The organism is Rathayibacter sp. AY1H3 (genome assembly GCF_002932015.1).
In genome coordinates this window covers 23,043-48,821 of the sequence record NZ_PSUU01000003.1, presented here as the reverse complement: position 1 = coordinate 48,821, position 25,779 = coordinate 23,043, and the positions used below count along the sequence as shown (strand labels likewise).

Genomic DNA, 25,779 nt, shown 5'->3' with positions numbered 1-25,779 from the left:
GGGTGCCCGACAGGCGCCGGACAACCGGGGTGGCGGCCTAGGAGGGCAGGGTGACCGGCTCGGTGTCGGGGAGCGGGCTGGCGTCGCGCCCGCGGAGATCCGGGTGGTACCGGCGGCCGAGCAGGGGCACCAGGAAGCCGACCAGGGCGAAGGCGGCGGCGACGACGATGGCGGCGGTCGGCCCGGCCTGGTCGATCTGCACGCCGGCGATCGCGGAGCCCAGCGCCGCGCCGATCAGCTGACCGGTGCCGACCCAGCCGTAGGCCTCCGCCGTGTCCGAGAAGCGCACGCTCGAGGCGGTGATCGCGAACAGAGCCGCGAGAGCGGGGGCGATGCCGATGCCGGCGAGGAACAGCGTGACGCACAGCCACCAGAAGTCGGTCGAGACCGCCGCCAGACCCATGCCGACCGTGACGATCAGCATCCGCCGCGCGGTCGCCCACCGGCTGATCGGGATGTGGCCGAGGGCGAGGCCGCCGACCAGGGAGCCCGCCGCGAACACGGCGAGCACGACGCCCGACTCGACTCCGCCCTCGCCGAACACCGCGACGACGCCCGCCTCGACCGCCGAGCAGGCGCCGATCAGGAGGAAGCCGACGACCGTGGCCAGCAGCACCGGGGGCTTCGTGAGCACCACGCCGAGGCGGCGCTTCGAGCGCGGGATGCGGACGCGGCCCACCTCGGGCGAGGCGATGAACCAGATCCCGCCGCCGATCAGGAACGCGCCGGCGGTCAGGATGCCCGCGACCGTCGACACCTGGATCGACACGAGCGTCGCCAGCACCGGGCCGAGCACCCAGATGATCTCCTGCGCGGAGGCGTCGAGCGAGAAGAGCGGGGTCAGCTGCGAGCTGGTGACCATCTTGGGGTAGATGGTCCGCACGGCCGGCTGCACCGGCGGCATGCTCAGGCCGGCGATGAATCCGATCACGACGAACTGCCACACCTCGAGCGGGAGCACGGCCATCGCGATGATCGCGCCCGCGCAGACCACGAGGGTGATCGTCAGCACGCGGCGCATCCCGAGCCGCCCCATCAGGCGGCTGGTCAGCGGCCCGGCGATGGCCTGCCCGATCGACATCGAGCCGAGCACCAGGCCGGCGGCGGCGTAGGAGTGGTGCACCCGCTCCACGTGCAGGAGGAACGCCAGCGAGAGCATCCCGAACGGGAAGCGCGCGGTCAGCTGCGCGAGGATGATGCGCCCCACCCCGGGGGTCTTCAGGAGATCGGTGTAGCTGCCCACCGGACGACACTAGCGCTCCGGAGGAGACTGCGGTTCGTCGAGGGAGACCGCTGCCCGAGGGTCCCTCGACGGGTCGCGGTTCCCTCGGCGGAGGGGCGCGTCAGCCGGCCAGCACCTTGCGGATCCGCTGCAGCGACACGCTCTCGGCGGTGCCGAGCGACTGCGCGAAGAAGCTCACCCGCAGCTCCTCGATCATCCAGCGGGCGCGCGCGATCCGCTCCGGGGCGTGCGCGGGCAGCGGCACGACGCCGCCTGCCGAGCGGTAGAGCTCCTGGGCCGCCTGCACCTCGTTCAGCCAGACGCGGTCGCGCCCGACGTTCTCGGCGATCTTTCCGAAGCGCTCGGTGATCCCGCCGAGGTAGCGCGGGAGGTGCCGCAGCCGCTCCACTCCGGTCGCCGAGACGAAGCCCGGGTAGACCAGGCCCGAGAGCTGCTCCCGCGCATCCGTGAGGGCGGGCAGGAGCGCCATGCTCGTCGAGGCCTTGAGCGCCTTCTCGACGCCCCGGGCGGTGGTGAGGATCGTCGTGACCGTCTTCACGGTCTCGAACATCGCGTCCATGACGCTCGCCGAGACCCGGTCGCGCACGGCGTCGAACTCGGCGCGGAGGAAGAGCATCCCGTCGGGCTTCATCCGCCAGAGGACCGCGTCGACGCAGGCGAGCAGGCAGTCGGTGAAGAGCGCGGTCGTGTTCTGGTACGGGCTCTGCGCGAGCACGAGCTTCTCGTTCGAGGTGAGGTGCTGCTGCACGTAGGCGACGGGGCTCGGCGTCGCGAGCAGGAGGAGGCGGCGGACGCCTCTCGGGTGCTCGCGCGCCTGGTCCTCGGCCGTGGCGAGCAGGCGGATCGAGACCGAGTCGCCGTCGTCGATCAGGGCGGGGTAGGCGCGGATGGTGTTCCCGCCCTGCCGAGTGTCGGTGACGCGGGGCAGCTCCGGCATGTCCCAGGTCTTCAGGCCCCGGCGCTCGAGCGCGTCGGGGACCCGGGCCTCGACCACGCGGGCGACCTCGTCGCGGACCCGGCCGCGCAGGCGCTCGGCCAGCGGGGCGAGCTCCTTGCCGGCGGCGACCGTGCGCCCCCGCTCGTCGGCGACGGCGAAGGTGACCCGCAGGTGCGAGGGGATGCGCTCGAGGTCGAAGTCCTCGGGCTGCACCACCACGCCGGCCTCGCGGCGGATCGCTCCGGCCAGGGTCGCCGCGAACGACTCCGTCGGCGGCTTCGGCACGTCGTGCGACAGGGACGCGGTGAGCTTGCGCGCCCAGTCGTTCGCGGGCACCACGTTCCGGCGCAGGTGCTTGGGCAGCGCCTTGATCATCGCGGTGACCAGCTCGGCCCGGAGCCCCGGCACCAGCCAGTCGAAGCCGAGGGGCGTCACGCGGGGCAGGAGGGCGAGCGGCACGTGCACCGTCACTCCGTCCTCCTCCGTCCCCGGCTCGAACCGGTACGAGAGGCGGAAGCGCTGGTCGGCCTGGCGCCACTGCGTGGGGAACGCGGTCTCGTCGATCTGCTCCGCGTCCTCGGGGAGGAGCGTCTCCTGCGTCATCGTCAGCAGGTCGGGCTCGTCGTGCTGGGTCGTCCGCCACCAGGAGTCGAACGAGCGCACCGAGGTGATGTCGCGGGGGAGCCGGCGGTCGTAGAAGTCGAACACGGCCTCGTCGTCGACGAGCAGGTCGCGGCGGCGCGTGCGCTCCTCCAGCCGCTCGAGCTCGGCCCGCAGGGCCCGGTTCTTGCGGTCGAAGGCGTGGCGCGACTCCCACTCGCCCTCGACGAGGGCGTGCCGGATGAACAGCTCGCGGGCGTACGAGGCGTCGATCCGCGAGAACTGGACGCGGCGGCGGGCGATGATCGGCACGCCGTAGAGCGTGACCTTCTCGTAGGCGACGGCCGCGCCCTGCGACTTCTCCCAGTGCGGCTCGCTGAACTGCCGCTTGACGAGGTCGCCCGCGATCGCCTCGGCCCAGGCCGGATCGATCGCGGCGTTCGAGCGGGCGAAGAGGCGGCTGGTCTCGACCAGCTCGGCGCTCATCACCGCGTCGGGGAGCTTCTTGGCCAGGGCACTGCCGGGGAAGATCGAGAACTTCGCGTTGCGGGCGCCGATGTACTGCACGTTCTGGCGCTCGCGGCTCTTCGCCGCGCGCTGCGCCTGCTGCGAGGTGGTGTCCTTGATGCCCAGGTGCGAGAGCAGGCCGGCCAGGAGGCTCCGGTGGATCCCGTCGGGGTCGACCTTCGGCTCGCCCAGCTCGAGCTTGAGGGGGCGCGCGAGCTGGCGCAGCTGGCGGAACACGTCCTGCCACTCGCGCACGCGCAGGTAGTTGAGGTACTCGGCCTTGCACAGGCGCCGGAAGGCGCTCGAGGAGAGCTCCTCCTGCTTCTCCTCCACGTAGTTCCAGAGGTTCAGCAGGGTGAGGAAGTCGCTGGTGGGATCGACGAAGCGCGCGTGCTGCTGGTCGGCCTGCGCGCGGCGCTCGAGAGGGCGCTCGCGGACGTCCTGGATCGTGAGGCCCGCGACGATCGCCATCACCTCGCGGCTGACGCCGTGGCGGCGCGACTCGATCACCATCCGGCCGAAGCGCGGATCGATGGGGAGCCGCGCGAGGTCGCGCCCGATGCGCGTGAGCTGCGGCGCGGCCTCCGCCCCCTTGCGCGGGACGCCGCTCGAGTGCGCGCTCGGCGGCGTGCCGCGCACCGGAGCGGCGTCTCGCGGCGCGGCGGAGGCGGCGGAGGGGGAGCCGGGGACGCGGAGGGCGCCGAGCTCCGTGAGCAGGTCGAGGCCGTCCTTGATGCCGCGGGAGTCGGGCGGAGTGAGGAACGGGAACGACGCGATGTCGCCCAGTCCGAGCGAGATCATCTGCAGGATGACCGCGGCCAGGCCCGTGCGCAGGATCTCGGGATCGGTGTACTCGGGGCGGCGGAGGTAGTCCTCCTCGGAGTAGAGGCGGATCGCGATGCCCGCGCTGGTGCGGCCCGAGCGGCCGGAGCGCTGGTTCGCGGAGGCCTGCGACACCGCCTCGATCGGCAGCCGCTGCACCTTCGAGCGCGCGCTGTAGCGCGAGATGCGGGCCGTGCCGCCGTCGATCACGTAGCGGATCCCGGGGACGGTGAGACTCGTCTCCGCCACGTTGGTCGCGAGCACGACACGACGGCGGACGCCGGGGGTGCGCCCCTTCTCGAAGACGCGGTGCTGATCGGCCGCCGACAGGCGCCCGTAGAGGGGGAGCACCTCGGTGCCCGGCAGATTCCGGCCCCGGATGGCGTCCTCGGCGTCGCGGATCTCGTTCTCGCCCGAGAGGAACACCAGGACGTCGCCCGGATCCTCGCGCGCCAGCTCGGCCAGGGCGTCGGCGATGCCGGTCATCAGGTCGCGGCTGCCGCTCGTCGCGTCGGGGACGTCGGTGTCGTCGTCCTCCTCCGGCTCCTCGGCGACCAGCGGGCGGTAGCGGATCTCGACCGGGTAGGTGCGGCCGGAGACCTCGATGATCGGCGCGGGCTCGCCGGCGGCGTCGGCGAAGTGGGCCGCGAAGCTCTGCGGGTCGATCGTCGCCGAGGTGATGATCACCTTCAGGTCGGGGCGCTGCGGCAGCAGGCGGTGCAGGTAGCCCAGGAGGAAGTCGATGTTGAGGCTGCGCTCGTGCGCCTCGTCGATGATGATCGTGTCGTACCGGCTGAGCATCCGGTCGTGGTTCATCTCATTGAGCAGGATGCCGTCGGTCATCAGCTTGATCCGCGTCGAGGCGGACGCCTTGTCGGTGAACCGGACCTGGTAGCCGACCAGCCCGCCGACCTCGTCGTCGAGCTCCTCCGCGATGCGCTCGGCGATGGTGCGCGCGGCGATGCGCCGGGGCTGCGTGTGCGCGATGCTCTCGCGACCGAGCTCCAGGCAGATCTTCGGCAGCTGGGTCGTCTTGCCCGATCCGGTCGCGCCGGCGACGATGACCACCTGGTGGTCGCGGATCGCGGCGGCGATGTCCTCGCGCCGCGCCGACACGGGGAGTTCGGGCGGGTAGCGGATGCTGAGCACGTCTGACATGAGCCCTCCATCCTACGCCGCGTGCGACAATGCCCTGTCTCGTGAATCATCGCGGGCCACCCTGCCCGGTCGGGCGCTCCGGCGCCGGTCGACCGCGGCGCACGATCCCGTGGAGCACCCCGATGAATCCGCAGTCCCTGCTGGTCGTGCTGAACATCGTGCTGCTGCTCTTCGCGATCCGGGGCGTGCTGTCGAACCCGAGGCTCTCGAAGGTCGCGAAGGTCTCCTGGGTGGCGTTCATCGTGATCGCGCCGTTCATCGGCAGCCTCGCCTACCTGGCGGTGGGCCGTCGCGGCGGGAGCGGCGGAAGCGGCACGGTCGTGCGCGGCACGGAGCGGCCGTCGGGCTGGTTCTTCGAGCGCTGAGCGGTCGGGTGGCCCTACGGCGGGGGAGACCCGCGGACGTCGGCGCTCCGCGGACCTCCTGACCCTCCGACCCGCGGCAACCCCCTCACCGCAGGCTCCGCCCGCGTCTAGCGTGGAGCGCATGGCCGATCGTCTGCGCTCCAGTGTCAGCCCCTACCTCCGCTCGCACGCGGATAATCCGGTCGACTGGTTCCCCTGGGGCGAGGAGGCGTTCGCCGAGGCGGTGCGCCGCGACGTCCCGGTGATGGTGTCCATCGGCTACTCCACCTGCCACTGGTGCCACGTGATGGCGCGGGAGTCGTTCTCGGATCCGGTGCTCGCCGCGCGGCTGAACGCGGACTTCGTCGCGGTGAAGGTCGACCGCGAGGAGCACCCGGACGTCGACACGGCCTACCTGACGGCCGCGAGCGCGTTCACCCGGCAGCTCGGCTGGCCGCTGACGGCCTTCGCCACCCCCGCCGGCGAGACCTTCTTCGCCGGCACCTACTTCCCGCCGCGCGCCGTCGGCGGCGTGCCCGCCTTCTCCGACGTCCTCGACGCGGTCTCGGAGGCGTGGCGGCTGCGGCGCGACGAGGTGCAGGCGACGGCGGGCGGCCTCGCCGCGGCCCTGCGCGAGGCGACCGCGGCGCTGCCCGCCGATGCCGCACTGCCCGGCGACGCCGAGCTCGACGGCGCCGTCCGCGCACTCGCGGACGAGGAGGACCGGGTGCACGGCGGCTTCGGCGGCGCCCCGAAGTTCCCGGTGGCCCCCGTGCTCGGGTTCCTGGCCTCGCGGCCCTCGGGAGCGGCGCTCGCCGAGCGCACGCTGCTCGCGCTGGCCGCGTCCCCTCTCCGCGACCGCGACGGGGGCTTCTTCCGCTACGCGACGCAGGCCGACTGGAGCGATCCGCACTACGAGCGGATGCTGTACGACAACGCGCAGCTGCTGGACGTCGCGGCCGTCCTGCTCGGGCACGACGGCGCCCGGGTGGAGGAGCTGACCGGGATCGCGGAGGGCGTCGCCGCGTTCCTCCTGACCACTCTCGAGCGGCCGGGCGGCGGCTTCGCATCGGCGCAGGACTCGGAGAGCATCGTCGACGGCCAGCGCTCGGAGGGCGGCTACTACCTCGCCGAGGACCGGTCCCGCCTCGCGCCTCCCGCTCTCGACGAGAAGGTCGTCACCGGCTGGAACGGCCTGGCGATCCGCGCGCTCGCCCGCGCCGGACGCGTGTTCGGACGGGAGGAGTGGATCGACGCCGCCCGGCGCGCGGCGGACGCGGTGCTGCAGCGGCACCTCGTCGACGGCCGCGTCACGGTGCGCGCCTCCCTCGACGGTGCCGTCTCCGCGGCCCGCCCGGCGCTGGAGGACCTCGGGATGCTGGCCGGCGGGCTCCTCGAGCTCGCCCTGGCGGAGGGCCGCCCGCGCTACGCGGTCGCGGCGCGCACCCTGATCGACGGCGCGCTCGACGCGGCCGACGGCCCGCTGCCGTTCGCGCTGCCCGGGGGAGGAGACCCGGCGCTGACCGCGCGGGGACTCCTGCTCGCGGCCGACCCCTCCGAGGGCGCCTACCCCTCCGGCCTGTCGGCGACTGCGGACGCGGCGCACGAGCTGTACCTGCTCACCGGATCGCAGCGCTACCGGGAGGCGGCCGAGGCGGTCGTCGCCTCGATCGCTCCGGGCGCGGTCCGCCGGCCGATGGGCTTCGGCGCCGTGCTCGGGCTCGCTTCGCGGCTGGCTCGCCCGGTGCGGCAGCTGGTCGTCGTGGGCCCCGGAGCGGCGGAGGCGGTGCAGGGCGCCCGGTCCGCCGGGATCGGCGTGCTGGTCGGCGTCTCCGACCAGGGCGCCCGGGACTGGGCGGACGCGGGTTTCGAGCTGTTCGAGGGGCGGATCTCGCGGGAGGGGCTGCCGACCGCCTACTCCTGCGAGGCCTTCGTCTGCGCCCTGCCGACGACCCGCCTCCCGGAGGAGCTGCTCACGCGGCCGTGACCACCAGCGGCGCCGCGGGGTCGGCGGCCCACTCGTTGAGCGAGCCGTCGTAGACGACCGCCGTGTGGACTCCGAGCACCGCCAGTGCGAGTGCATCGGCCGTCGCGGCGATCCCGCCTCCGCAGTAGAGGACGATCCGCTCGGCCTGGAGAGCGTCTCCGAACAGCGACCGCAGCCGCTCCGGCGGCAGGAGCGTGTTGTCGGCGCGGTCGACGAGCCGCCCGGCGGGGACGCTCCGCGAGCCCGGCAGGTGTCCGAGGCGGGGGCGGCGCCCCTCCTCCCCGGTGAACTCCTTCGGCGGGACCGCGCAGACCAGCGCCCCGGGAGCCTCGCCGCGCACGACCCTCTCGACGCCGGCCTTGTCGATCCAGAGCGGCCGCTCCTCGCGCACGCTGATGCCTCCGCTCACCGCGGGCTCGACGTGCCCCGTCTCGATCGGGCGCTCCTCCCGCCGCCAGGCCGGGAGCCCGCCGTCGAGCACCGCGACGGCGTCGTGCCCGGCCGAGCGCAGCAGCCACCACACGCGCGAGGCCCACTGGCCGACCGCGGAGTCGTACACGACGACCACCGAGTCGTCGTCGATGCCGAGCGCGGCGGTCGCGGCGGCGAAGCGCTCCGGGTCGAGCCGCGTGAAGGGCAGGGGAGCCGCCGGATCCGACAGCTGCTCGAGCAGGTCGCCGAACACGGCGCCGGGGACATGCCCCTCGAGGAGGTACTGCTCGTCGCCGCTGAGGTAGCCGGGCCGCCCGTCGAAGCCGGGCACGAGCAGCACGCTGGCGTCGACGACGACGAGGTGCTCGCGGCCGAGCTGGTCGGCGAGCCACTGGGTCGAGACGATCGGCCGGGCGAGGTACGGGGCGGAGGAGGTGCTCACCCGCCCCACGGTAGGCGCGACCGCCGACAGGCGCGCCCCCGTGCGTCACGCACGGTCACGGACGCCGCCGGGCGCTCAGCACTCGATGACGTTGACCGCGAGGCCGCCCTCGCTCGTCTCCTTGTACTTCGACGACATGTCGATGCCGGTCTGGCGCATCGTCTCGATGACCGCGTCGAGCGAGACGCGGTGGTCGCCGTCGCCGTGCAGCGCGAGGCGGGCCGCGCTCACGGCGGTGGAGGAGGCGATCGCGTTCCGCTCGATGCAGGGGATCTGCACGAGCCCGCCGACCGGGTCGCAGGTCAGTCCGAGGTGGTGCTCCATCGCGATCTCGGCCGCGTTCTCGACCTGGCGCGGACTGCCGCCGAGCACCGCGCAGAGCGCTCCGGCGGCCATCGCGCAGGCCGAGCCGACCTCGCCCTGGCAGCCCGCCTCCGCACCGGAGATCGAGGCGTTCGTCTTGCAGAGCGAGCCGATCGCGGTGGCGGTGAGGAGGAAGCGGCGCAGCCCCGCGCGGTCGGCGCCCGGGACGAAGCGGAGGTAGTAGTGCCCGACGGCGGGGATGATGCCCGCCGCTCCGTTCGTCGGAGCCGTCACGACGCGCCCGCCTGCGGCGTTCTCCTCGTTCACCGCGAGGGCGAAGGCGTGGAGCCACTCCACCGAGGTCGCGCGGGCGCGGTCGAGCGGATCCTCCTCGAAGGCCTCGAGCCGCTCGCGGAGCACCGAGGCCCGGCGGCGGACGCCCAGGCCGCCCGGCAGCACGCCGTCGGTCGCCAGGCCGTGCTCGACGCAGGCGGCCATGGCGTCCCAGATCGCGTCGAGGCGGGCGTCGATGTCGACCCCGGGGTGCAGAGCGCGCTCGTTCGCGGCGGCGATCTCGGCGATGCCGGAGCGGGTCCGATCGCAGGTCGCCAGCAGGTCGAGCCCGGAGACGAAGGGGTAGGGGTGCGGGGCCAGCGCAGCCAGCTCGGCACGCTCGCCCGCGCGCCGGATGAAGCCGCCGCCGATCGAGTAGTAGGTCTCCTCCCACACCGGCAGCGCGTCGTCGCCGACCCAGACGCTGAAGGTGAGGGCGTTCGGGTGCTCCGGCAGCCTCGTGCGCGGCTCGAAGACGACGTCGTCGCGCGTCATCGCGAGGCGCTGCTCGCCGGCCAGCAGGATCGTCCCCTCCGCGTCGAGGCGCTGCCATGCCCCGCGCACCAGCGCCGGGTCGCACGTCTCGGGGTCCAGGCCGGCGAGACCGGCGACCACCGCGTCGGGGGTGCCGTGGCCGATCCCGGTGGAGCCGAGCGAGCCGTAGAGGGTGCATCCCACCCGGCTCACGCGGCCGAGGAGCCCGGCGGCGCGGATCCGCTCGGCGAGGGCGAGGGCGGCGCGCATCGGTCCGACGGTGTGCGAGCTGGACGGGCCGATCCCCACGCTGAACAGGTCGAGGACGGAGACGTAGGCGCTCATCCACCGAGACTACGCCGGGGCCGGCGGAGTGCGCCGCCCGAGCCGCGCCCGCGACGAAGAGCCACGGAGATCCGGCGTCGACGAGGGTCTGCGGCGGGTCAGCGCAGCGTCTTGCGCGCCGAGATCTGGCCGGTGTCGAAGCCGAGCAGGTGCAGGCCGCCGTGGAAGCGGGCGTGCTCGACCTTGATGCAGCGGTCCATCACGACGGTCAGGCCCTTCGACTCGCCGTACTCGGCCGCCTCCTGGTTCCAGATCCCCAGCTGCACCCAGACCGTGGGCGCGCCGACGGCGAGGACGTCGTCGATCACGGCGGGGATGTCGCTCGCCTTGCGGAACACGTCGACGATGTCGGGCACGACCGGGAGCTCGGCGAGACTGCGGTAGACCGGCTGCCCCAGGATCTCGGTGGCGTTCGGGTTCACGAAGTAGAGCTCGTAGTCGCTCGACTGCTGCAGGTAGGTGGCGACGAAGTAGGAGGAGCGGGCCGGGTTCGGCGAGGCGCCGACGATCGCCACGGTCTTCGCGCGGCGGAGGATGTCGAGTCGCCTGCGGGCGTCGGGGCCCACCCAGGTGCGCTGCGAGCGCAGCATCTTCGCCAGCGGCGAGTTCGCCGGGACCGAGCAGCTCAGCCCGTTGGACAGCTGGACGACCGTGTCGGCGGTGTCGGTGGTGCTCATGCTCAGACCTCCACGGCCGGGGTGTGCAGGGTGGTGGTCGTGTCCTCGGGGAGCGCGGTCGGAGCGTCGGGGGTGCCGTGCTCCTCGACCGCGCGGGCGAGCGCCTGGTCGAGATCGTAGATGATGTCGTCCGCGTCCTCGATGCCGACGGAGAGGCGGACGAGTCCGGGGAGGACGCCCGCATGGAGGAGCTGGTCCTCGGTGAGCTGGGCGTGGGTGGTCGAGGCGGGGTGGATCACCAGCGTCTTCGCGTCGCCGATGTTGGCGAGGTGGCTGGCGAGGTCGACCGATTCGATGAAGGTCTGGCCGACGGCGCGGCCGCCCTTGACCACGAAGCTGAAGACCGAGCCCGGTCCCTTCGGCAGGTACTTCTGCGCGCGGTCGTGGTGCGGGTGCGCGGGCAGCCCGGCCCAGTAGACCGCCTCGATGCGGGGGTCGGCGTCGAGCCACTCGGCGACGCGGCGCGCGTTGTCGACGTGCGCCTGGATCCGGTACGGCAGCGTCTCGACGCCCTGGGCGAGCAGGAACGCGGAGTGCGGAGCGAGGACCGGCCCGATGTCGCGCAGCTGCTCCGCGCGCAGGCGCGTGAGGAAGCCGTACTCCCCGAAGTTGCCGTCCCACGACAGGTCTCCGTAGGAGGCGACCGGGTCGTGCAGCAGCGGGAACTTCTCGGGGGAGTAGTGGAAGCGCCCCGACTCGACGACGACGCCGCCGAGCGTGGTGCCGTGTCCGCCGAGGAACTTGGTGGCCGAGTGGATGACGATGTCGGCGCCCCACTCGATCGGGCGGACGAGGTAGGGCGTGGCGACCGTGGAGTCGATGATCAGCGGGATGCCGGCGGCGTGCGCGACCGCGGCGAGGCCCTCGATGTCGGCGATCTCGCCGGAGGGGTTCGCGATCGTCTCGGCGTAGAGCACCTTGGTCTTCTCGGTGATCGCCGCCGCGTAGTCGGCCGGGTCGCTCGAGCGGACGAAGGTGGTGTCCACTCCGAAACGGCGGAGCGTGACGTCGAGCTGGGTGATCGATCCGCCGTAGAGGTTGGCGGAGGACACCACGTGGTCGCCCGCGCCGACGAGCGCCGCGAAGGTGATGAACTGCGCCGAGAGCCCGGAGGCCGTGGCGACGGCGCCGAGGCCGCCCTCGAGGCTCGCGACGCGCTCCTCGAAGGAGGCGACCGTGGGGTTCGACAGGCGCGAGTAGACGTTGCCGTACTTCTGCAGCGCGAAGCGGGCCGCGGCGTCGGAGGTGTCGTCGAAGACGAAGGCGCTGGTCTGGTAGATCGGCAGAGCGCGGGCGCCCGTCACCGCGTCGGGGATGTTGCCCGCGTGGATCGCACGCGTCTTGAAGCCGTACTCACGATCTGCCATGCGATCGACGCTAGCGGGAGCCGCCGACACCGCCGCGCCGGAGCGACGCATCGCGTAACAGAGCGGTCCCGCAGTGCAGAGCGACCGTGCGCGACAGAGCGGTCGAGCGGATCGGAGCGCCGATCAGAGCGCCAGCTGCACCGCGGCCAGTCCCATCGCCGCGATCGCCGCCCACGACACCAGGGCGACGAGGAGAGCACGCCACCCCGTCGTCACGAGCGCGCGCACCCGGACGGCGCTGCCGAGCGCGAAGAGGGCCGCGGCGAGGAGCCAGGTCTGCGCGGTGTCGGCGGCGGCGAGCAGTCCCTCCGGCAGGGGGAGGAGCGTGCGCAGCAGCACCGCGGCGAGGAACCCGACCACGAACAGCGGCACGATCGCCGGGCGCGTCCCGCCGGTCCCGCCTCGGCGCCTCGTGACCGCCGCCGCCACCGCGACCATCGGCGCCAGCATGACCACTCGGGTGAGCTTCACCACGACCGCCACGGCCAGCGCCGACGCTCCGGCCACCTGGGCCGTCGCCACGACCTGGCCCACGTCGTGGACCGAGGCGCCGACCCAGTGCCCGAACTGCACGTCGGAGAGCCCGAGCGGCTGCTGCAGGGCGGGGAGCACTGCGATCGCGAGCGTGCCGCAGAGCGTCACCAGCGCGACCGGCGTCGCCTGCTCCTGCTCCTTCGCCCGGGTCGCTCCGGCCATCGCGCCGATCGCCGAGGCCCCGCAGATCGAGAAGCCCGCCGCGAGCAGCAGCGGCTCCTGCCCGGGCAGCCGGAGCGCCCGGCCCAGCGCCCAGGTCAGGCCGAAGGTGGCCAGGACGATCCCGACGACGACCAGGATCGCGCCCCAGCCCAGCGCTGCGATGTCGATCAGAGAGAGCTTCAGCCCGAGCAGGACGATGCCGGCGCGCATCAGCGAGCGGGACGAGAACTTCAGGCCCGGCGCCAGCGCCCCGCTCAGCAGGGGGCGCGCCGCGGGCAGCTGCGCCACGAGGATCCCGAGCGCGACCGCCGCGGTCAGCATCGGCACTGCCGGCACCGTCGCGTGCAGCAGGGCCGCGATCACCGCCGCGACGGCGCAGGCCGCGACTCCCGGGCCCAGCCGCCGGATCATACCCACGAGGGCAGCCACATGTGGGCCTGCCAGAAGGTGAAGGACGTCTGCGCGCCGATCCAGAGCGGCAGGAAGTAGGCCGTCAGCGCGGCCGCCGCCACCGCGAAGACGAGCACCACGAGGACGCCGCGGGTGCGCCGCCTCCGCTCGTCGCCCGGACTCCCGATCACGATCCCGGCCGTCAGCGCCAGTGCCAGCATCATGTAGGGCTCGAAGACGACGCAGTAGAACTGGAACACCGTGCGGTCGAGGTAGAGCAGCCACGGCAGGTAGCCCGCGACGATCCCCATCAGCACGTAGCCGGCGCGCCACTCCCGGTACCGCGCGAGCCGGTAGAGGAGGTACACCAGCGCCAGGACCCCGGCGTACCAGATGAGCGGATTGGCGACCGAGGTGATCGCCTCGTCGCAGCGTGCGGCGGTGCAGCCGTCGACGCCCGTCGCCTGGTCGACGAAGTACATGCTGGTCGGTCGGAGCATGAGCAGCCAGGTGAGCGGGTTCGCCTCGTAGGGGTGCGAGGCCCGCAGGTTGATCGAGTAGTCGTACATCTGCACGTGGTAGTGCCAGAGGCTCTGCGCCCAGTCCGGCACCCACGCCAGAGCCCCGGTCCAGGCGTTGCCGGGGGCCTCCGACGCCCACTGCCGGGCCCATCCGCCGGAGGTGCGCAGCCAGCCCGTCCAGGTGACGAGGTAGGCGATCAGGGCGATCGGCACGACCAGGAGGAAGGTGACCGGACCCTGCTTGAGGATCGCGCCGCTGCCCCAGAACGGCACGCCCGCGCGGCGCCGCATCAGCGCGTCGACGACCACCGCGTACACGCCGTACGCCGCGAGGAAGTAGACGCCCGTCCACTTCACGCCCGCGGCCAGGCCGAAGAGCACGCCGGCCGCGAGCAGCCAGGGCCGCCACCACAGGACCGGCCCCCAGCTCGGCAGCGCTCCCGCCGCCACCTTCCGCGCCAGCTGCAGGTCGGCCCAGCGCCGGTCCAGCAGCACCGCCGCGACCCCGCAGAGCGCGACGAACATCAGGATCCCGTCCAGGAGCGACACCCGCGACATCACGATCGCGTGGCCGTCGAGCGCGAGCATCAGCCCCGCGAAGGAGGAGAGGAGGGTGGAGCGGAACAGGAGGCGGCCGATCACGATCACCAGCGCGACGGCGAGGATCCCCACGACGGCGGTCGCGACGCGCCAGCCGACGCTGTCGTCCGCGCCGAACACGCCCATCCCGAGCCCGATGATCCACTTGCCCAGCGGCGGATGCACCACGAAGGACGGCGCCCCCGTGAAGGTGTCCACGTCGCCGGCCGCGAAGCCGGGGTCCGGGTTCTCGGGCCAGGCGCCCTCGAACCCGAGGTTCCAGAGGGTCCAGGCGTCCTTCACGTAGAAGGTCTCGTCGAACACGAGCGAGCGCGGGTGGCCGAGGTTCCACAGCCGCAGCACCGCGGCCAGGGCGACCACCAGCAGCGGCAGTCCGAGCTCGTACAGCCGGCGGCGCGCGGGGGAGGCGACGAGCCGGGCGCGCAGGTCGTCGAACCAGGAGCCGCGCGGCACGTCCGGGAGCGGGGTGCGCTCCCGCGGTGCGGACGCCTCGGCGGGCTCCACCGGGACCGAGCGCGCCGATCCCGCCGCGTCCAGGAGCAGGTCGTCGAAGTCGCGCTGCGGTCGGTCCGTCACCCGGCCATGCTAACGGGGCGCCTCCTCCCGGGACGGCGGCGATCCGCGGCGGGAGGCCCCGGACCCGGCCTGGGAGACTGGCGGCATGATCATCCTCGCCGGCACTCCCATCGGAAACCTCGGCGACGCCTCCCGCCGGCTCGTGGAGGCGCTGGGCTCCGCCCGCCACGTCGCCGCCGAGGACACGCGCGTGACCATCCAGCTGATGCGCGCCCTGGGCGTCGAGAACCGGCCCGCCCTCTACGCCCTGCACGACCACAACGAGCGCGAGCGCGCCGCCGAGCTGGTGGAGCTGGCCCGCGAGGAGGACCTGCTCGTGCTGAGCGACGCGGGCATGCCCACGGTCTCGGACCCGGGCTACCACCTGGTCGAGGCGGCGGTGGCGGCGGGAGTCGCGGTCACCGCGCTGCCCGGTCCCTCGGCGGTGCTCATGGCGCTCGCCGTGTCCGGGCTCCCGACGGACCGCTTCAGCTTCGAGGGGTTCCTGCCCCGCCGGCACGGCGAGCGGGTCTCGACCTTCCGGGCGCTCGTCGACGAGCGGCGCACCATGGTCTTCTTCGAGTCCCCGCACCGGATCGGCGACGCGCTCGCCGACCTGGTCGAGGCGATCGGCCCGGAGCGGCGCGTCGTCGTCTGCCGCGAGCTCACCAAGATGTTCGAGGAGGTCCGGCGCGGCACGGCGGCCGAGCTGGCCGAGTGGGCGGCCGACGGCCTGCGCGGCGAGATCTGCCTGGTCGTCGAGGGAGCCCCCGCGAGGGAGGCGTCGCTCGAGGACGCGCTGGCCGACGTGCTGGCCCGCGTCGAGGCCGGATCGCGGCTCAAGGAGGCGTCGGCCGAGGTCGCCGAGATCACGGGGCTCTCGCGCCGCGCTCTCTACGAGGCGGCGCTCGCCTCCCGCCGCGGCTGAGAGCTCCCTCCCAGACGGCGCCCGCGGCCGGTCGTCCACGGCCTCCGTCACACGCCGGGAGCGGTGCCGCGCGGTGAATAGGATGGTCGCCATGTCCGACGGCGCCTCCTTCTACCTCACGACCCCGATCTTCTACGTGAACGACGTCCCGCACATCGGGCACGCGTACACCGAGGTCGCCGCCGACGTGCTCACCCGCTGGCACCGCCAGGCGGGCGACGACACCTGGCTGCTGACCGGCACCGACGAGCACGGCCAGAAGATCCTCCGCACCGCCACCGCCAACGGCACGACCCCCCAGGAGTGGGCCGACCGCCTCGTGAGGACCGCCTGGCAGCCGCTGCTCGAGACCATCGACATCGCCAACGACGACTTCATCCGCACCACGGACGCGCGGCACGAGGTCAACGTCCAGAAGTTCCTGCAGAAGCTGTACGACGAGGACGCGATCTACACCGGCGAGTACGAGGGCTACTACTGCGTGGGCTGCGAGGAGTACAAGCAGCTGTCCGACCTCGAGGAGGGCACCGGCGACTACGCCGGCCAGTACGTCTGCAAGATCCACTCGAAGCCGGTCGAGCTGCTGAAGGAGAAGAACTACTTCTTCAAGATGAGCGAGTACACCGAGCGGCTGCTCGCGCTCTACGAGGAGCGTCCCGACTTCGTCCAGCCCGAGTCGGCGCGCAACGAGGTCGTGAGCTTCGTCCGCCAGGGCCTGGCCGACCTGTCGATCTCCCGCTCCAGCTTCGACTGGGGCGTGAAGGTCCCGTGGGACGACTCGCACGTGGTCTACGTCTGGTTCGACGCGCTGCTCAACTACATCACCGCGGTCGGCTACGGTCAGGACGAGGCGGAGTTCGAGCGCCGCTGGCCCGCGACCCACATCGTCGGCAAGGACATCCTGCGCTTCCACGCGGTGATCTGGCCCGCCATGCTCATGGCCGCGGGCCTCGAGGTCCCCCGGCAGGTGTTCGGCCACGGCTGGCTGCTGGTCGGCGGCGAGAAGATGTCGAAGTCGAAGCTCACCGGCATCGCGCCCGAGCAGATCACCGACACCTTCGGCTCCGACGCCTTCCGCTACTACTTCCTCCGGGCCATCACCTTCGGCCAGGACGGCTCGTTCTCGTGGGAGGACCTGTCTGCGCGCTACCAGTCCGAGCTCGCGAACGGCTTCGGCAACCTCGCCTCGCGGGTCGTCGCGATGCTGCACCGCTACTACGACGGCGTCGTGCCCGCGCCGGGGGAGCCGACTGAGGCGGAGGAGCGCGTGCAGCGCATCGTCGCCGAGGCCGCCGCGTCGGCCGACCGGTCGATCGACGCGCTCGCGATCCACGACGCGATCACCGCCGTGTGGAGCATCGTCGAGGAGCTCAACGGCTACATCACCGAGCAGGAGCCGTGGGCGCTGGCCAAGCGCGAGGAGCGCGAGCGCCTCGGCACGGTGCTCTACACCGCGACGGAGGGGCTCCGCGCCCTGGCCGTGCTGCTCTCGCCGGTCGTGCCGCGCGCGACGGCGTCCCTCTGGGAGGCGCTCGGCGTGATGGAGTCGCTGGGCGCCCTCACCGCGCAGCCGATCCGCGAGGCGGGCCGGTGGGGAGTCCTCCCCGTCGGCACCACCGTCGGCACGCTCGCCGCGCTCTTCCCGCGCATCGAGGCTCCCGCGTCCTGACGGCCGCGCCTCGACCCGTGGACCGAGCAGCCGAGCGGCCCGGAGTCGCCGGCGGAGGATCCGCAGGGGAGTGCACGATGACCGCGATCCGAACGCGAGGGGCCGGGTGCGAACGGCCCGCCGCTCCGTGGGGGCGCAGATGACGCGCGAGGTCCTCGACGCTCTCGGGCAGGCGGCCGAGCTCACCCGGCGCCACGTCGGGCACCCCGAGCGCACCGCCGCGCTCGCCCTGCGCCTGCACCGGGTGACCACGCCGACCGAGCTCGTCTACACCCGGTTCCCGCCGACCCTCAGCCTGGTGCTGGCCGGCCGGAAGCGCTCGGTGGTCGGCGACTCCGACGAGCGGTGGGGCGCCGGCCGCTTCCTGATCACCCCCGTCGATCTGCCGGTGGTCGCGGCCGTCGTGGAGACCGGCGACCGCGGCGACTTCCTGTCGGCCAACTGGCGTCTCGACCCGCTCGTGGTGGCCGAGATCGCGGCGCTCGCCCCCCGGACGGCCCCGCGGGCTCCCGCCCCGCGGATCGGCACGGTCACGGAGGAGATGGCCGACTCGCTGCGCCGACTCTTCCGTCTGCTCGACGCCCCCGCCGATATCCCGGTGCTCGCCCCCGCGATCACGCGCGAGCTCGTGCTGCGGCTGCTGCAGACGGACCAGGCGCCCCGGCTGCTGGCCGCGTCCAGCACCGTCCGCTCGGAGGCCGTCTCCCGTGCGGTCGAGGCGATGAGCGCGTCGCTCTCGCGCGGCTGGACCCTCGGCGCGCTCGCCGCGGAGGCGGGCACCAGCGTGCCCACACTCACCCGCCGCTTCCGCGAGCTGACCGGGATGTCGCCGCTGGGCTACCTGCGGCGGCTCCGCCTCGGGGAGGCCAGGAGGCTGCTCCTGGTCCGGGGCGACACCGCCGCGCAGGCCGCGGCCGCGGTCGGCTACGCGAGCGCGTCGCACTTCGGGCGCGACTACCGCCGCGCCTACGAGACGACCCCCGCGGCCGACGCCGCGCTCCACCCCGGGCCGCTCGTCCAGATCCACTGAGCGGCGGGCGCTGTCGCGGGGACTCCGAGCGGCGCGTGCCGCGGCGTCAGACGCGGGCGCCGACGATGCCTCCGTCGACGTCGAGCGTCGTGCCGTGGACGTACGAGGCCTCGTCCGAGACGAGCCAGCGCACGGCCAGGGCGATCTCGTCCGGACGTCCGGGCCGGCCGGCGGGGGCGGACGCGGTCATCTGCTCCAGGATCGCCGCGGCGTGCTCGTTGCCGGGCGTGAGAGTCGCGCCGGGCGCGACGGCGACCACGCGCACGCCGCTCGGGCCGTACTCGGCCGCCCACGCCCGCGTGAGGTGCTCCAGCGCCGCCTTGGTCGCGGGGTAGAGCGCGGTCCCCGGCGTTCCCACCCGTCCCATCCACGAGGTGATGTTGACGACCACTCCGCTCCCGCGCTCGGCCATGGCCGGGGCGATCGCCGCGACGAGCTGGTGCGGCACGCGGATGTTCGTGGTGAGGAGGGACTCGACATCGGCGTCGCTGAGGTCGGCGGTCGGCCCCACCGGGAACACTCCGGCGTTGTTGACGAGGACGTCGATCCGCCCGTCGAGGAGGGTCAGCGCCCGCTCGGCGACGGCGCGGGTCTCCTCCGGCGTGCCCGCGAGGTCGGCGACGAGCGCGGAGGCGGTGCCCCCGTCGGCGCGGATGCCGCGGACGACGGACCCGACCCGCTCGGGGTCGCGTCCGTGCACGAGGACGTGAGCGCCGGCCCCGGCGAGCCGGCGGGCGATGGCTGCGCCGATCCCGCTCGAGGATCCGGTGACGAGGGCATGGCGCCCGGCGAGGGAGCCGGGTGCGGAGTGGGCGAGGAGCTCGGTGTCTGTCATGGCTCCAGCCTCCCGGCGGCGCGGGAGGCGGGCTGTCCCGATCCGATCGGGTGCTGACCCGATCCGATCGGGTGCTGACCCGATCCGCTCAGGGCGCCTCGGCGGCCGCTCTCGGCCCTCGTCCGCCCGGGACTCCGGCCCCCGCGAGCCCTCCCGGTAGCCTGGAGCGCATGACCGACAGCCAGCACGTCCGCTCCCGCGAGGCCTCGTCCGGCCGCGACCTGACGTACCCGCCGCTGCCCGAGGCGCTCGTCGTCCCCGTCTACGACAACCACACGCACCTCGAGATCGCCGACGGCCTCGAGCCGCTCGACCACCGCGAGCAGCTCGACCGGGCCTCCACCGTCGGGGTCCGCGGCGTCGTCCAGGTCGGCACGGACGTCGAGACGAGCCGCTGGTCGGCCGAGCAGGCGGCGAGCGAGCCGCGCATGCTGGCCGCCGTCGCGATCCACCCCAACGAGGCGCCCGAGCTGGAGCAGCGCGGCGAGCTCGACGCCGCCCTCGCCGTGATCGCCGAGCTGGCGGAGCAGCCGCGGGTGCGCGCCATCGGCGAGACAGGGCTCGACTTCTTCCGCACCGGCGAGAGCGGCCGCGCCGCGCAGTTCCGCTCCTTCGAGGAGCACATCCGCATCGCGAAGGAGCACGACCTCGCGCTGCAGATCCACGACCGCGACGCGCACCGCGAGGTCATCGAGACCCTGCGCCGCGTCGGCGCCCCCGAGCGCACCGTCTTCCACTGCTTCTCCGGGGACGCGGAGATGGCGCGGATGTGCACGGACGAGGGCTGGTACCTCTCCTTCGCCGGCACCGTGACGTTCAAGAACGCCGAGCCGCTGCGGGAGGCGCTCGTCGCGACTCCGCGGCACCTCATCCTGGTCGAGACCGACGCGCCGTACCTCACTCCGTCGCCCTTCCGCGGCCGCCCGAACGCGCCCTACCTCCTCCCGCACACCCTGCGCTCGATGGCCGCGACCCTCGAGACCGACGTCGGCCACCTCGCCGCGACGATCGCGTCGAACACGGAGGCCGTGTACGGCGAGTGGGGCGGCGAGGTCGGCTCCGAGCCGACGGAGCCGGTCGGACCCCTCGCATGAGCGGCCGCCACGCCGCCGAGCCGACGGGCGCTGCGATCCCGCGCCTGCTGGGCCCGGCCGAGATCCGCGACCTCGCGGGCCTCCTCGACGTCACGCCGACCAAGAAGCTCGGCCAGAACTTCGTGCACGACGCCAACACGGTCCGCCGCATCGTCAAGCTCGCTCGGGTGCGCCCGGGGGAGACCGTCGTCGAGATCGGCCCCGGCCTCGGATCGCTGACCCTCGGCCTGCTCGAGGCGGGCGCGCAGGTCGTGGCCGTCGAGATCGACGGGCGCCTCGCCGAGCAGCTGCCGCGCACCGTCGAGCTGATGGCGCCGGGCGCCGATCTCGCGGTCGTGCACGCCGACGCGATGAAGGTGCACGACCTGCCGGGGGATCCGGTCCGGCTCGTCGCCAACCTCCCGTACAACATCTCGGTGCCGGTGCTCCTGCACTTCCTCGAGCACTTCGCCAGCATCCGGTCCGGAGTGGTGATGGTGCAGTCCGAGGTCGGGCACCGGCTCGCCGCCGGTCCCGGCTCCAAGGTCTACGGCGGCCCGAGCGTCAAGGCGGCGTGGTTCGGCTCCTGGACGACGGGCGGCGCGGTCTCGCGTCAGATCTTCTGGCCGGTGCCGAACGTCGACAGCGTGCTCGTCGCGTTCGACCGCGGCGAGGAGCCGGGCGACGAGACCCTGCGCCGCGCCGTCTTCGCGGTCGTCGACGCGGCGTTCGCGCAGCGGAGGAAGATGCTCCGCCAGTCGCTCGCGACCCTCTTCGGCGACAGCGCCGCGGCGATCGTCGCGCTCGAGCGGGCCGGCGTCCCGCAGACCGCGCGCGGCGAGGAGCTGGACGTCGCCGCTTTCGTCCGCCTGGGCCGCGAGCTCGATCCGGCGCGGGTCCCCGTGCGCGGCGCGGCGTTGCCCGACGGGTCGCTGGCGGAGACCGACGGGGACGACGCGGACGGCGACGGGGAGCCCGCCCCGGGTGCGGACGAGGGCGCCTCCGCCACCCTGTAGCGTGGATGCATGGCCCACCGCGCGACGTCGAACCGGGTCCACGCGCGGGCGCCAGGCAAGATCAACGTGTTCCTCAAGGTCGGCGCCGTGCGCGACGACGGGTACCACGAGCTGGCCACCGCGTTCCAGTCGCTCTCCCTCTACGAGGACGTGTTCGCGGAGGAGGCGGCCGACTTCTCGGTCTCCTTCTCGGGCTCGATCGACACCTCCCGCCTGGCCGTCGACGGCTCCAACCTCGCGATCAAGGCGGCTCGGGCGCTCGCCCGGGCGACCGGCTACCGCGGCGGCGTGCACCTCGAGATCGAGAAGAACGTCCCCATCGCCGGCGGCATGGGCGGCGGCTCGGCCGACGCGGCGGCGACCCTGCTCGCCTGCGACGCGCTCTGGGGCACGGCCTGCACGAGGGAGCAGCTGCTGGGCATCGCCGCGAGCCTCGGCGCCGACGTCCCCTTCTCCTTCACCGGCGGCACCGCGATCGGAGTCGGCCGAGGCGACGAGCTGAGCCCGGCGCTCGCCAAGGGCCGCTTCGAGTGGGTGCTGGTCCTCTCGGAGGAGGGCCTGTCGACCCCCGAGGTCTACAGCGAGCTCGACCGGCACCGCGAGCGCCACCTGCACGACTTCCGCCCGATCTCGGCGACCCCCGCCATCGATCCCAACGTGCTGCAGGCCCTCCGCGCCGGCGACGCCGCCATGCTCGCCGACGCGATGCACAACGACCTGCAGGCGCCGGCGCTGCACCTGCAGCCCGGGCTCGCCCGCATCCTCGAGCTCGGCGAGGGCCGCGGAGCGCTCGGCGGCCTCGTCTCGGGGTCCGGCCCGACCGTCGCGTTCCTCGCTCCGGACGCCGATGCGGCGGCCGACCTGCAGCGCGAGCTGAGCTCCGCGCGGCTGAGCGCCGTGCGGGTGTCCGGCCCGGTCCACGGGGCTCGCCTGCTCTCGACCTAGTCGCGGAGGCGGTGCCTCCGGAGCGGGGCTCGCGAGCCTCGCGCCCGGCGCCCTCCACAGACGGTCCGCAGAGAAGTTCCGACCTCGTGGCTTAGAGTGCCGCTCATGTCCCGCCGAGCCACCCTCTTCGCGATCCTCTCCGGGATCGTGGCCGCCGTCGTCGCCCTCGCGGCCGCCGAGGTCGTCGCGGTCTTCACCGGAGCGGGCGGCAGTCCGCTGGTCGCGGTCGGCGGCTTCGTCATCGACATCGTGCCCCCGGGCGTGAAGGACACGGTCATCGCGCTCTTCGGCACCGGCGACAAGCTCGTGCTGCTGGTCTCGATCGGCCTCGCGATCGCGCTGCTGGCCGTCGGCGCGGGAGTCCTCGAGTACCGCCGCCCGCCGTTCGGCGTGCTGCTGCTGGCCGTCGTCGCGGGCGCCGGTGCGCTCGCCGCCGTCAGCCGCGAGGGCGCGTCCGGGATCGACGCGGCGCCGAGCGTCGTGGGCATGGTGGCCGGTGCCGCGGTGCTCCGCTCGGCCTCCGTCCGCCTCCGCGGCTGGCAGGAGGAGCGCGAGAGCGACTCCCCGGACCGCCGGTCGTTCCTCCGCCTGGTCGGGATCGCCGGAGTCGCCGCGGTCGCCGCCGGCATCGGCGCCCGCTTCCTCACGTCCGCCTCCGCCGCCGTTACGGCCGTGCGCGAGGCCGTGTCCCTGCCGGCTCCCGCCTCGGCCGCCGCGCCCGTCCCGGCGGGCGCCGTGCTCGACGACATCGACGGCATCAGCTCCTACGTCACTCCCAACTCCTCGTTCTACCGGATCGACACCGCGCTCTCGGTGCCGTCGGTCGAGCCCGCCGACTGGTCGCTGAAGATCACCGGCATGGTGGAGGAGGAGATCGAGATCACCTGGGACGAGCTGCTGGCACTGCCGCTCGAGGAGCATCTGGTCACCCTGTCCTGCGTGTCCAACGAGGTCGGCGGCGACCTGATCGGCACCGCCCTCTGGCTGGGCTACCCGATCCGCGAGCTGCTGGCCCGGGCCCGGCCGACCGCCGGCGCCGACATGGTGCTCTCGCGGAGCATCGACGGCTTCACCGCCTCCAGCCCGCTCGACGTGCTGCAGGACGAGGACCGCGCGAGCCTGCTCGCCGTCGGGATGAACGGCGAGCCGCTCCCGGTCGAGCACGGCTTCCCCGTCCGGATGGTCGTCCCCGGCCTGTACGGCTACGTCTCGGCGACGAAGTGGGTCGTCGAGCTGAAGGTCACGACCTTCGCGGAGGACCTGGCCTACTGGTCGACGCGCGGCTGGACCGAGCGCGGGCCGATCAAGATCGAGTCGCGGATCGATGTGCCGCGCCAGGGCCAGCCCGTCGAGGCGGGGACGGTCGCCGTGGCGGGAGTCGCCTGGGCGCCGCACACCGGCATCGCGAAGGTGGAGGTGCAGATCGACGGCGGCGCCTGGCAGGAGGCGCGCCTCGCCGAGCAGGTCACCGCGGACACCTGGATCCAGTGGGTCCTCGAGTGGGACGCGACGGTCGGCGACCACGTCGTGACCGTGCGCGCCACCGACGCGGACGGCACGGTGCAGACCACGGTCGAGCGCCCTCCCGCCCCCGACGGCGCCACGGGACTGCACCGCCGCTCGGTGTCCGTCTCGGAGCCGGCACCCGCGGGCTGAGGTCCGGGGGCCGCGACCCGGCCGCACTGTGATCGACCCGCGGCGGACCGCTCAGGCGGCACCGCCTAGGCTGGATCCCTATGGCACATCTGCTGGGCGCCGAGGCGCTGCGACTCGAGTACCCCACACGCGTGATCTTCGACGACGTCTCTCTGGGGATCGAGGAGGGCGACCGCATCGGGATCGTCGGACGCAACGGCGACGGCAAGTCGACCCTCCTGCGCCTGCTCGCGCAGCGCATCGAGCCGGACAGCGGCCGCGTCACGCACCGCCGCGGCGTCACGCTCGGGATGCTCGACCAGGCCGACACGGTCGACGAGGACCTCACCGTCGCCCAGGCCGTCGTCGGCGGGCTCCAGGAGCACGAGTGGGCGGGCGATGCGCGCACCCGAGACGTGATCGCGGGCCTGCTGCGCGACGTCCCCTGGGACGGAGTGGTCGGCTCCCTCTCGGGCGGCCAGCGGCGCCGGGTCGCCCTCGCGAAGCTGCTCGTCGGCGACTGGGACGTCGTCTTCCTCGACGAGCCCACCAACCACCTCGACGTCGAGGGCATCGCCTGGCTCGCCGAGCACCTCAAGCGCCGCTGGGCGGCGTCGTCGGGCGGGCTCGCGGTCGTCACCCACGACCGGTGGTTCCTCGACGAGATCTGCACCGCCACCTGGGAGGTGCACGACCGCCTCGTCGAGCCGTTCGAGGGCGGGTACGCGGCGTACATCCTGCAGCGCGTCGAGCGCGACCGGATGGCGTCGACCATGGAGGCCAAGCGCCAGAACCTGATGAAGAAGGAGCTCGCCTGGCTCCGGCGCGGCGCCCCCGCCCGCACGGCGAAGCCCAAGTTCCGGATCGACGCCGCGAACCAGCTGATCGAGGACGAGCCCCCGGTGCGCGACTCGGTCTCGCTCTCGCAGCTCGCCGTCTCGCGCCTGGGCAAGGACGTCGTCGACCTGCTCGACGTCACCGTCCGCTACGGCGAGCGGACCGTCCTCAACCGCATCGAGTGGCGGATCGCGCCCGGCGAGCGCACCGGCATCCTGGGCGTGAACGGTGCCGGCAAGTCGACCCTCCTGGGCCTGGTCGCGGGCAGCGTGGAGCCGACGAGCGGCCGGGTGAAGCGCGGCACCACCGTGCGCGTCGCGATCCTCGACCAGCAGCTGCGCGAGCTGACCGGGGTCCAGCACCGGCCCGTCCGGGAGATCATCGCGGAGCAGCGCACCAGCTACTCCATCGGCGGCAAGGAGATGACCCCGGGCCAGCTGCTCGAGCGGCTCGGCTTCTCGAGCGCGCAGCTCTCGACGCCGGTGAAGGATCTCTCGGGCGGTCAGCGCCGGAGGCTCCAGCTCCTGCTCATCCTGCTCAGCGAGCCCAACGTGCTGATCCTCGACGAGCCGACCAACGACCTCGACACCGACATGCTCGCGGCGATCGAGGACCTGCTCGACTCCTGGCCGGGCACCCTCCTCGTCGTCTCGCACGACCGGTACCTGCTCGAGCGCGTCACCGACCAGCAGTACGCCGTGATGGACGGCGCGTTCCGCCACCTGCCCGGCGGCGTCGAGCAGTACCTCGACCTGCGCCGCGCGCTCGAGAAGGGTGCGCCCGCGGCGGCGTCGTCGGGCTCCTCCTCCGCCGCGCCGGCGTCGAGCGGACTCGCGGGGGCCGAGCGCCGCACCGCCGAGAAGGAGGTGTCGGCGATCGACCGGCGCCTGCACAAGCTCACGCAGCTGACGAAGACCGTCCACGAGAAGATGGCGACGCACGACCAGGACGACTACGATGGCATCCTGGCGCTCAACGCCTCGCTCCGCGCCTACGAGGACGAGACGGCCGAGCTCGAGCTGCGCTGGCTGGAGCTCTCGGAGCAGCTCGAGGGCTGACGCCGCTCTCCTCCGCGGCA

The 25,779-nt window shown here is 73.5% G+C and carries 19 protein-coding genes; 10 read left to right on the top strand and 9 right to left on the bottom strand.

The annotated features are described in order from the left end of the window. Nucleotides 1-37: 37 nt before the first annotated feature. Together C5C33_RS02545 and hrpA are read right to left on the bottom strand one after the other, a co-directional pair. Nucleotides 38-1,243 (bottom strand): MFS transporter, encoded by a 1,206-nt coding sequence (locus C5C33_RS02545; RefSeq protein ID WP_104260327.1) that lies wholly within the window; start codon nt 1,241-1,243, stop codon nt 38-40. Between the two features lie 100 nt (nt 1,244-1,343). Then, nucleotides 1,344-5,267 carry an ATP-dependent RNA helicase HrpA gene (gene hrpA, locus C5C33_RS02540; protein ID WP_104260326.1) on the bottom strand — a complete coding sequence of 1,308 codons (3,924 nt, stop codon included), beginning with the start codon at nt 5,265-5,267 and terminating at the stop codon, nt 1,344-1,346. A gap of 122 nt (nt 5,268-5,389) precedes the next feature. Here hrpA and C5C33_RS02535 point away from each other — a divergent pair, with 122 nt between their 5' ends. Next, nucleotides 5,390-5,632 (top strand): PLDc N-terminal domain-containing protein, encoded by a 243-nt coding sequence (locus C5C33_RS02535; protein ID WP_159939582.1) that lies wholly within the window; start codon nt 5,390-5,392, stop codon nt 5,630-5,632. Nucleotides 5,633-5,753: 121 nt separating this feature from the next. After that, nucleotides 5,754-7,598: a thioredoxin domain-containing protein gene (locus C5C33_RS02530; RefSeq protein WP_104260324.1), complete on the top strand. Its 1,845-nt coding sequence runs from the start codon at nt 5,754-5,756 to the stop codon at nt 7,596-7,598. On the opposite strand, the gene C5C33_RS02525 is transcribed toward C5C33_RS02530, so the two are convergent. From C5C33_RS02525 to C5C33_RS02500, 6 genes are all read right to left on the bottom strand, one after another. Then, nucleotides 7,585-8,472: a sulfurtransferase gene (locus C5C33_RS02525; protein ID WP_146076544.1), complete on the bottom strand. Its 888-nt coding sequence runs from the start codon at nt 8,470-8,472 to the stop codon at nt 7,585-7,587. The genes C5C33_RS02530 and C5C33_RS02525 overlap by 14 nt on opposite strands. Before the next feature lie 75 nt (nt 8,473-8,547). Then, the gene (locus C5C33_RS02520) at nt 8,548-9,927 is read right to left on the bottom strand and encodes an L-serine ammonia-lyase (RefSeq protein WP_104260322.1); all 1,380 of its coding nucleotides are present in this window, start codon (nt 9,925-9,927) and stop codon (nt 8,548-8,550) included. A 98-nt stretch (nt 9,928-10,025) separates the two neighbouring features. Then, entirely contained in the window at nt 10,026-10,604 is a 579-nt protein-coding gene (locus tag C5C33_RS02515; RefSeq protein WP_104237688.1) for a CoA-binding protein, read from the bottom strand. Between the two features lie 2 nt (nt 10,605-10,606). Next, nucleotides 10,607-11,971, bottom strand: a complete 1,365-nt coding sequence (locus tag C5C33_RS02510; RefSeq protein WP_104260321.1) for an O-acetylhomoserine aminocarboxypropyltransferase/cysteine synthase family protein — start codon at nt 11,969-11,971, stop codon at nt 10,607-10,609. A gap of 123 nt (nt 11,972-12,094) precedes the next feature. Further along, entirely contained in the window at nt 12,095-13,078 is a 984-nt protein-coding gene (locus tag C5C33_RS02505) for a YeiH family protein (protein ID WP_104226922.1), read from the bottom strand. Continuing rightward, nucleotides 13,075-14,754, bottom strand: coding sequence for a dolichyl-phosphate-mannose--protein mannosyltransferase (locus C5C33_RS02500; RefSeq protein ID WP_258069162.1), 1,680 nt, complete (start codon nt 14,752-14,754; stop codon nt 13,075-13,077). Before C5C33_RS02500 ends, C5C33_RS02505 begins: the two co-directional genes overlap by 4 nt. Nucleotides 14,755-14,839: 85 nt before the next feature. On the opposite strand from C5C33_RS02500, the gene rsmI reads away from it, so the two are divergent. The 3 genes from rsmI to C5C33_RS02485 all read left to right on the top strand — a co-directional run bounded on the left by rsmI (nt 14,840) and on the right by C5C33_RS02485 (nt 18,360). Beyond that, nucleotides 14,840-15,661, top strand: a complete 822-nt coding sequence (rsmI, locus tag C5C33_RS02495; RefSeq protein ID WP_104260320.1) for a 16S rRNA (cytidine(1402)-2'-O)-methyltransferase — start codon at nt 14,840-14,842, stop codon at nt 15,659-15,661. Between the two features lie 91 nt (nt 15,662-15,752). Next, on the top strand, nt 15,753-17,330 hold the full coding sequence (gene metG, locus C5C33_RS02490) for a methionine--tRNA ligase (protein WP_104260319.1): 1,578 nt from the start codon (nt 15,753-15,755) through the stop codon (nt 17,328-17,330). A 139-nt stretch (nt 17,331-17,469) separates the two neighbouring features. Beyond that, entirely contained in the window at nt 17,470-18,360 is an 891-nt protein-coding gene (locus tag C5C33_RS02485; protein WP_104260367.1) for an AraC family transcriptional regulator, read from the top strand. Between the two features lie 46 nt (nt 18,361-18,406). Here the strand turns inward: C5C33_RS02485 and C5C33_RS02480 are convergent, their stop codons facing one another. Then, a complete protein-coding gene (locus tag C5C33_RS02480; protein WP_104222330.1) occupies nt 18,407-19,195 on the bottom strand; it encodes an SDR family NAD(P)-dependent oxidoreductase in 789 nt (262 codons plus the stop codon). 170 nt (nt 19,196-19,365) lie between these two features. On the opposite strand from C5C33_RS02480, the gene C5C33_RS02475 reads away from it, so the two are divergent. The 5 genes from C5C33_RS02475 to C5C33_RS02455 all read left to right on the top strand — a co-directional run bounded on the left by C5C33_RS02475 (nt 19,366) and on the right by C5C33_RS02455 (nt 25,759). Continuing rightward, nucleotides 19,366-20,289: a TatD family hydrolase gene (locus C5C33_RS02475; RefSeq protein WP_104222332.1), complete on the top strand. Its 924-nt coding sequence runs from the start codon at nt 19,366-19,368 to the stop codon at nt 20,287-20,289. Beyond that, a complete protein-coding gene (gene rsmA / locus C5C33_RS02470; protein WP_181136175.1) occupies nt 20,286-21,284 on the top strand; it encodes a 16S rRNA (adenine(1518)-N(6)/adenine(1519)-N(6))-dimethyltransferase RsmA in 999 nt (332 codons plus the stop codon). Before C5C33_RS02475 ends, rsmA begins: the two co-directional genes overlap by 4 nt. 9 nt (nt 21,285-21,293) lie before the next feature. Continuing rightward, on the top strand, nt 21,294-22,229 hold the full coding sequence (locus C5C33_RS02465) for a 4-(cytidine 5'-diphospho)-2-C-methyl-D-erythritol kinase (protein ID WP_104222334.1): 936 nt from the start codon (nt 21,294-21,296) through the stop codon (nt 22,227-22,229). 105 nt (nt 22,230-22,334) lie between these two features. Beyond that, the gene (locus C5C33_RS02460) at nt 22,335-23,885 is read left to right on the top strand and encodes a molybdopterin-dependent oxidoreductase (protein WP_104247360.1); all 1,551 of its coding nucleotides are present in this window, start codon (nt 22,335-22,337) and stop codon (nt 23,883-23,885) included. 80 nt (nt 23,886-23,965) lie between these two features. Beyond that, nucleotides 23,966-25,759 (top strand): ABC-F family ATP-binding cassette domain-containing protein, encoded by a 1,794-nt coding sequence (locus tag C5C33_RS02455; RefSeq protein ID WP_104233689.1) that lies wholly within the window; start codon nt 23,966-23,968, stop codon nt 25,757-25,759. Nucleotides 25,760-25,779 lie beyond the last annotated feature (20 nt).

What these genes read in the sequence shown, in the direction of transcription:
- C5C33_RS02460 (WP_104247360.1), top strand. Translation starts at nt 22,335, where the DNA reads ATGTCCCGCCGAGCCACCCTCTTCGCGATCCTCTCCGGGATCGTGGCC.
- C5C33_RS02520 (WP_104260322.1), bottom strand. Translation starts at nt 9,927, where the DNA reads ATGAGCGCCTACGTCTCCGTCCTCGACCTGTTCAGCGTGGGGATCGGC.
- C5C33_RS02510 (WP_104260321.1), bottom strand. Translation starts at nt 11,971, where the DNA reads ATGGCAGATCGTGAGTACGGCTTCAAGACGCGTGCGATCCACGCGGGC.
- rsmA (WP_181136175.1), top strand. Translation starts at nt 20,286, where the DNA reads ATGAGCGGCCGCCACGCCGCCGAGCCGACGGGCGCTGCGATCCCGCGC.
- C5C33_RS02515 (WP_104237688.1), bottom strand. Translation starts at nt 10,604, where the DNA reads ATGAGCACCACCGACACCGCCGACACGGTCGTCCAGCTGTCCAACGGG.
- C5C33_RS02465 (WP_104222334.1), top strand. Translation starts at nt 21,294, where the DNA reads ATGGCCCACCGCGCGACGTCGAACCGGGTCCACGCGCGGGCGCCAGGC.
- C5C33_RS02475 (WP_104222332.1), top strand. Translation starts at nt 19,366, where the DNA reads ATGACCGACAGCCAGCACGTCCGCTCCCGCGAGGCCTCGTCCGGCCGC.
- rsmI (WP_104260320.1), top strand. Translation starts at nt 14,840, where the DNA reads ATGATCATCCTCGCCGGCACTCCCATCGGAAACCTCGGCGACGCCTCC.
- C5C33_RS02535 (WP_159939582.1), top strand. Translation starts at nt 5,390, where the DNA reads ATGAATCCGCAGTCCCTGCTGGTCGTGCTGAACATCGTGCTGCTGCTC.
- C5C33_RS02530 (WP_104260324.1), top strand. Translation starts at nt 5,754, where the DNA reads ATGGCCGATCGTCTGCGCTCCAGTGTCAGCCCCTACCTCCGCTCGCAC.
- C5C33_RS02505 (WP_104226922.1), bottom strand. Translation starts at nt 13,078, where the DNA reads ATGATCCGGCGGCTGGGCCCGGGAGTCGCGGCCTGCGCCGTCGCGGCG.
- C5C33_RS02485 (WP_104260367.1), top strand. Translation starts at nt 17,470, where the DNA reads ATGACGCGCGAGGTCCTCGACGCTCTCGGGCAGGCGGCCGAGCTCACC.
- hrpA (WP_104260326.1), bottom strand. Translation starts at nt 5,267, where the DNA reads ATGTCAGACGTGCTCAGCATCCGCTACCCGCCCGAACTCCCCGTGTCG.
- C5C33_RS02455 (WP_104233689.1), top strand. Translation starts at nt 23,966, where the DNA reads ATGGCACATCTGCTGGGCGCCGAGGCGCTGCGACTCGAGTACCCCACA.
- C5C33_RS02480 (WP_104222330.1), bottom strand. Translation starts at nt 19,195, where the DNA reads ATGACAGACACCGAGCTCCTCGCCCACTCCGCACCCGGCTCCCTCGCC.
- metG (WP_104260319.1), top strand. Translation starts at nt 15,753, where the DNA reads ATGTCCGACGGCGCCTCCTTCTACCTCACGACCCCGATCTTCTACGTG.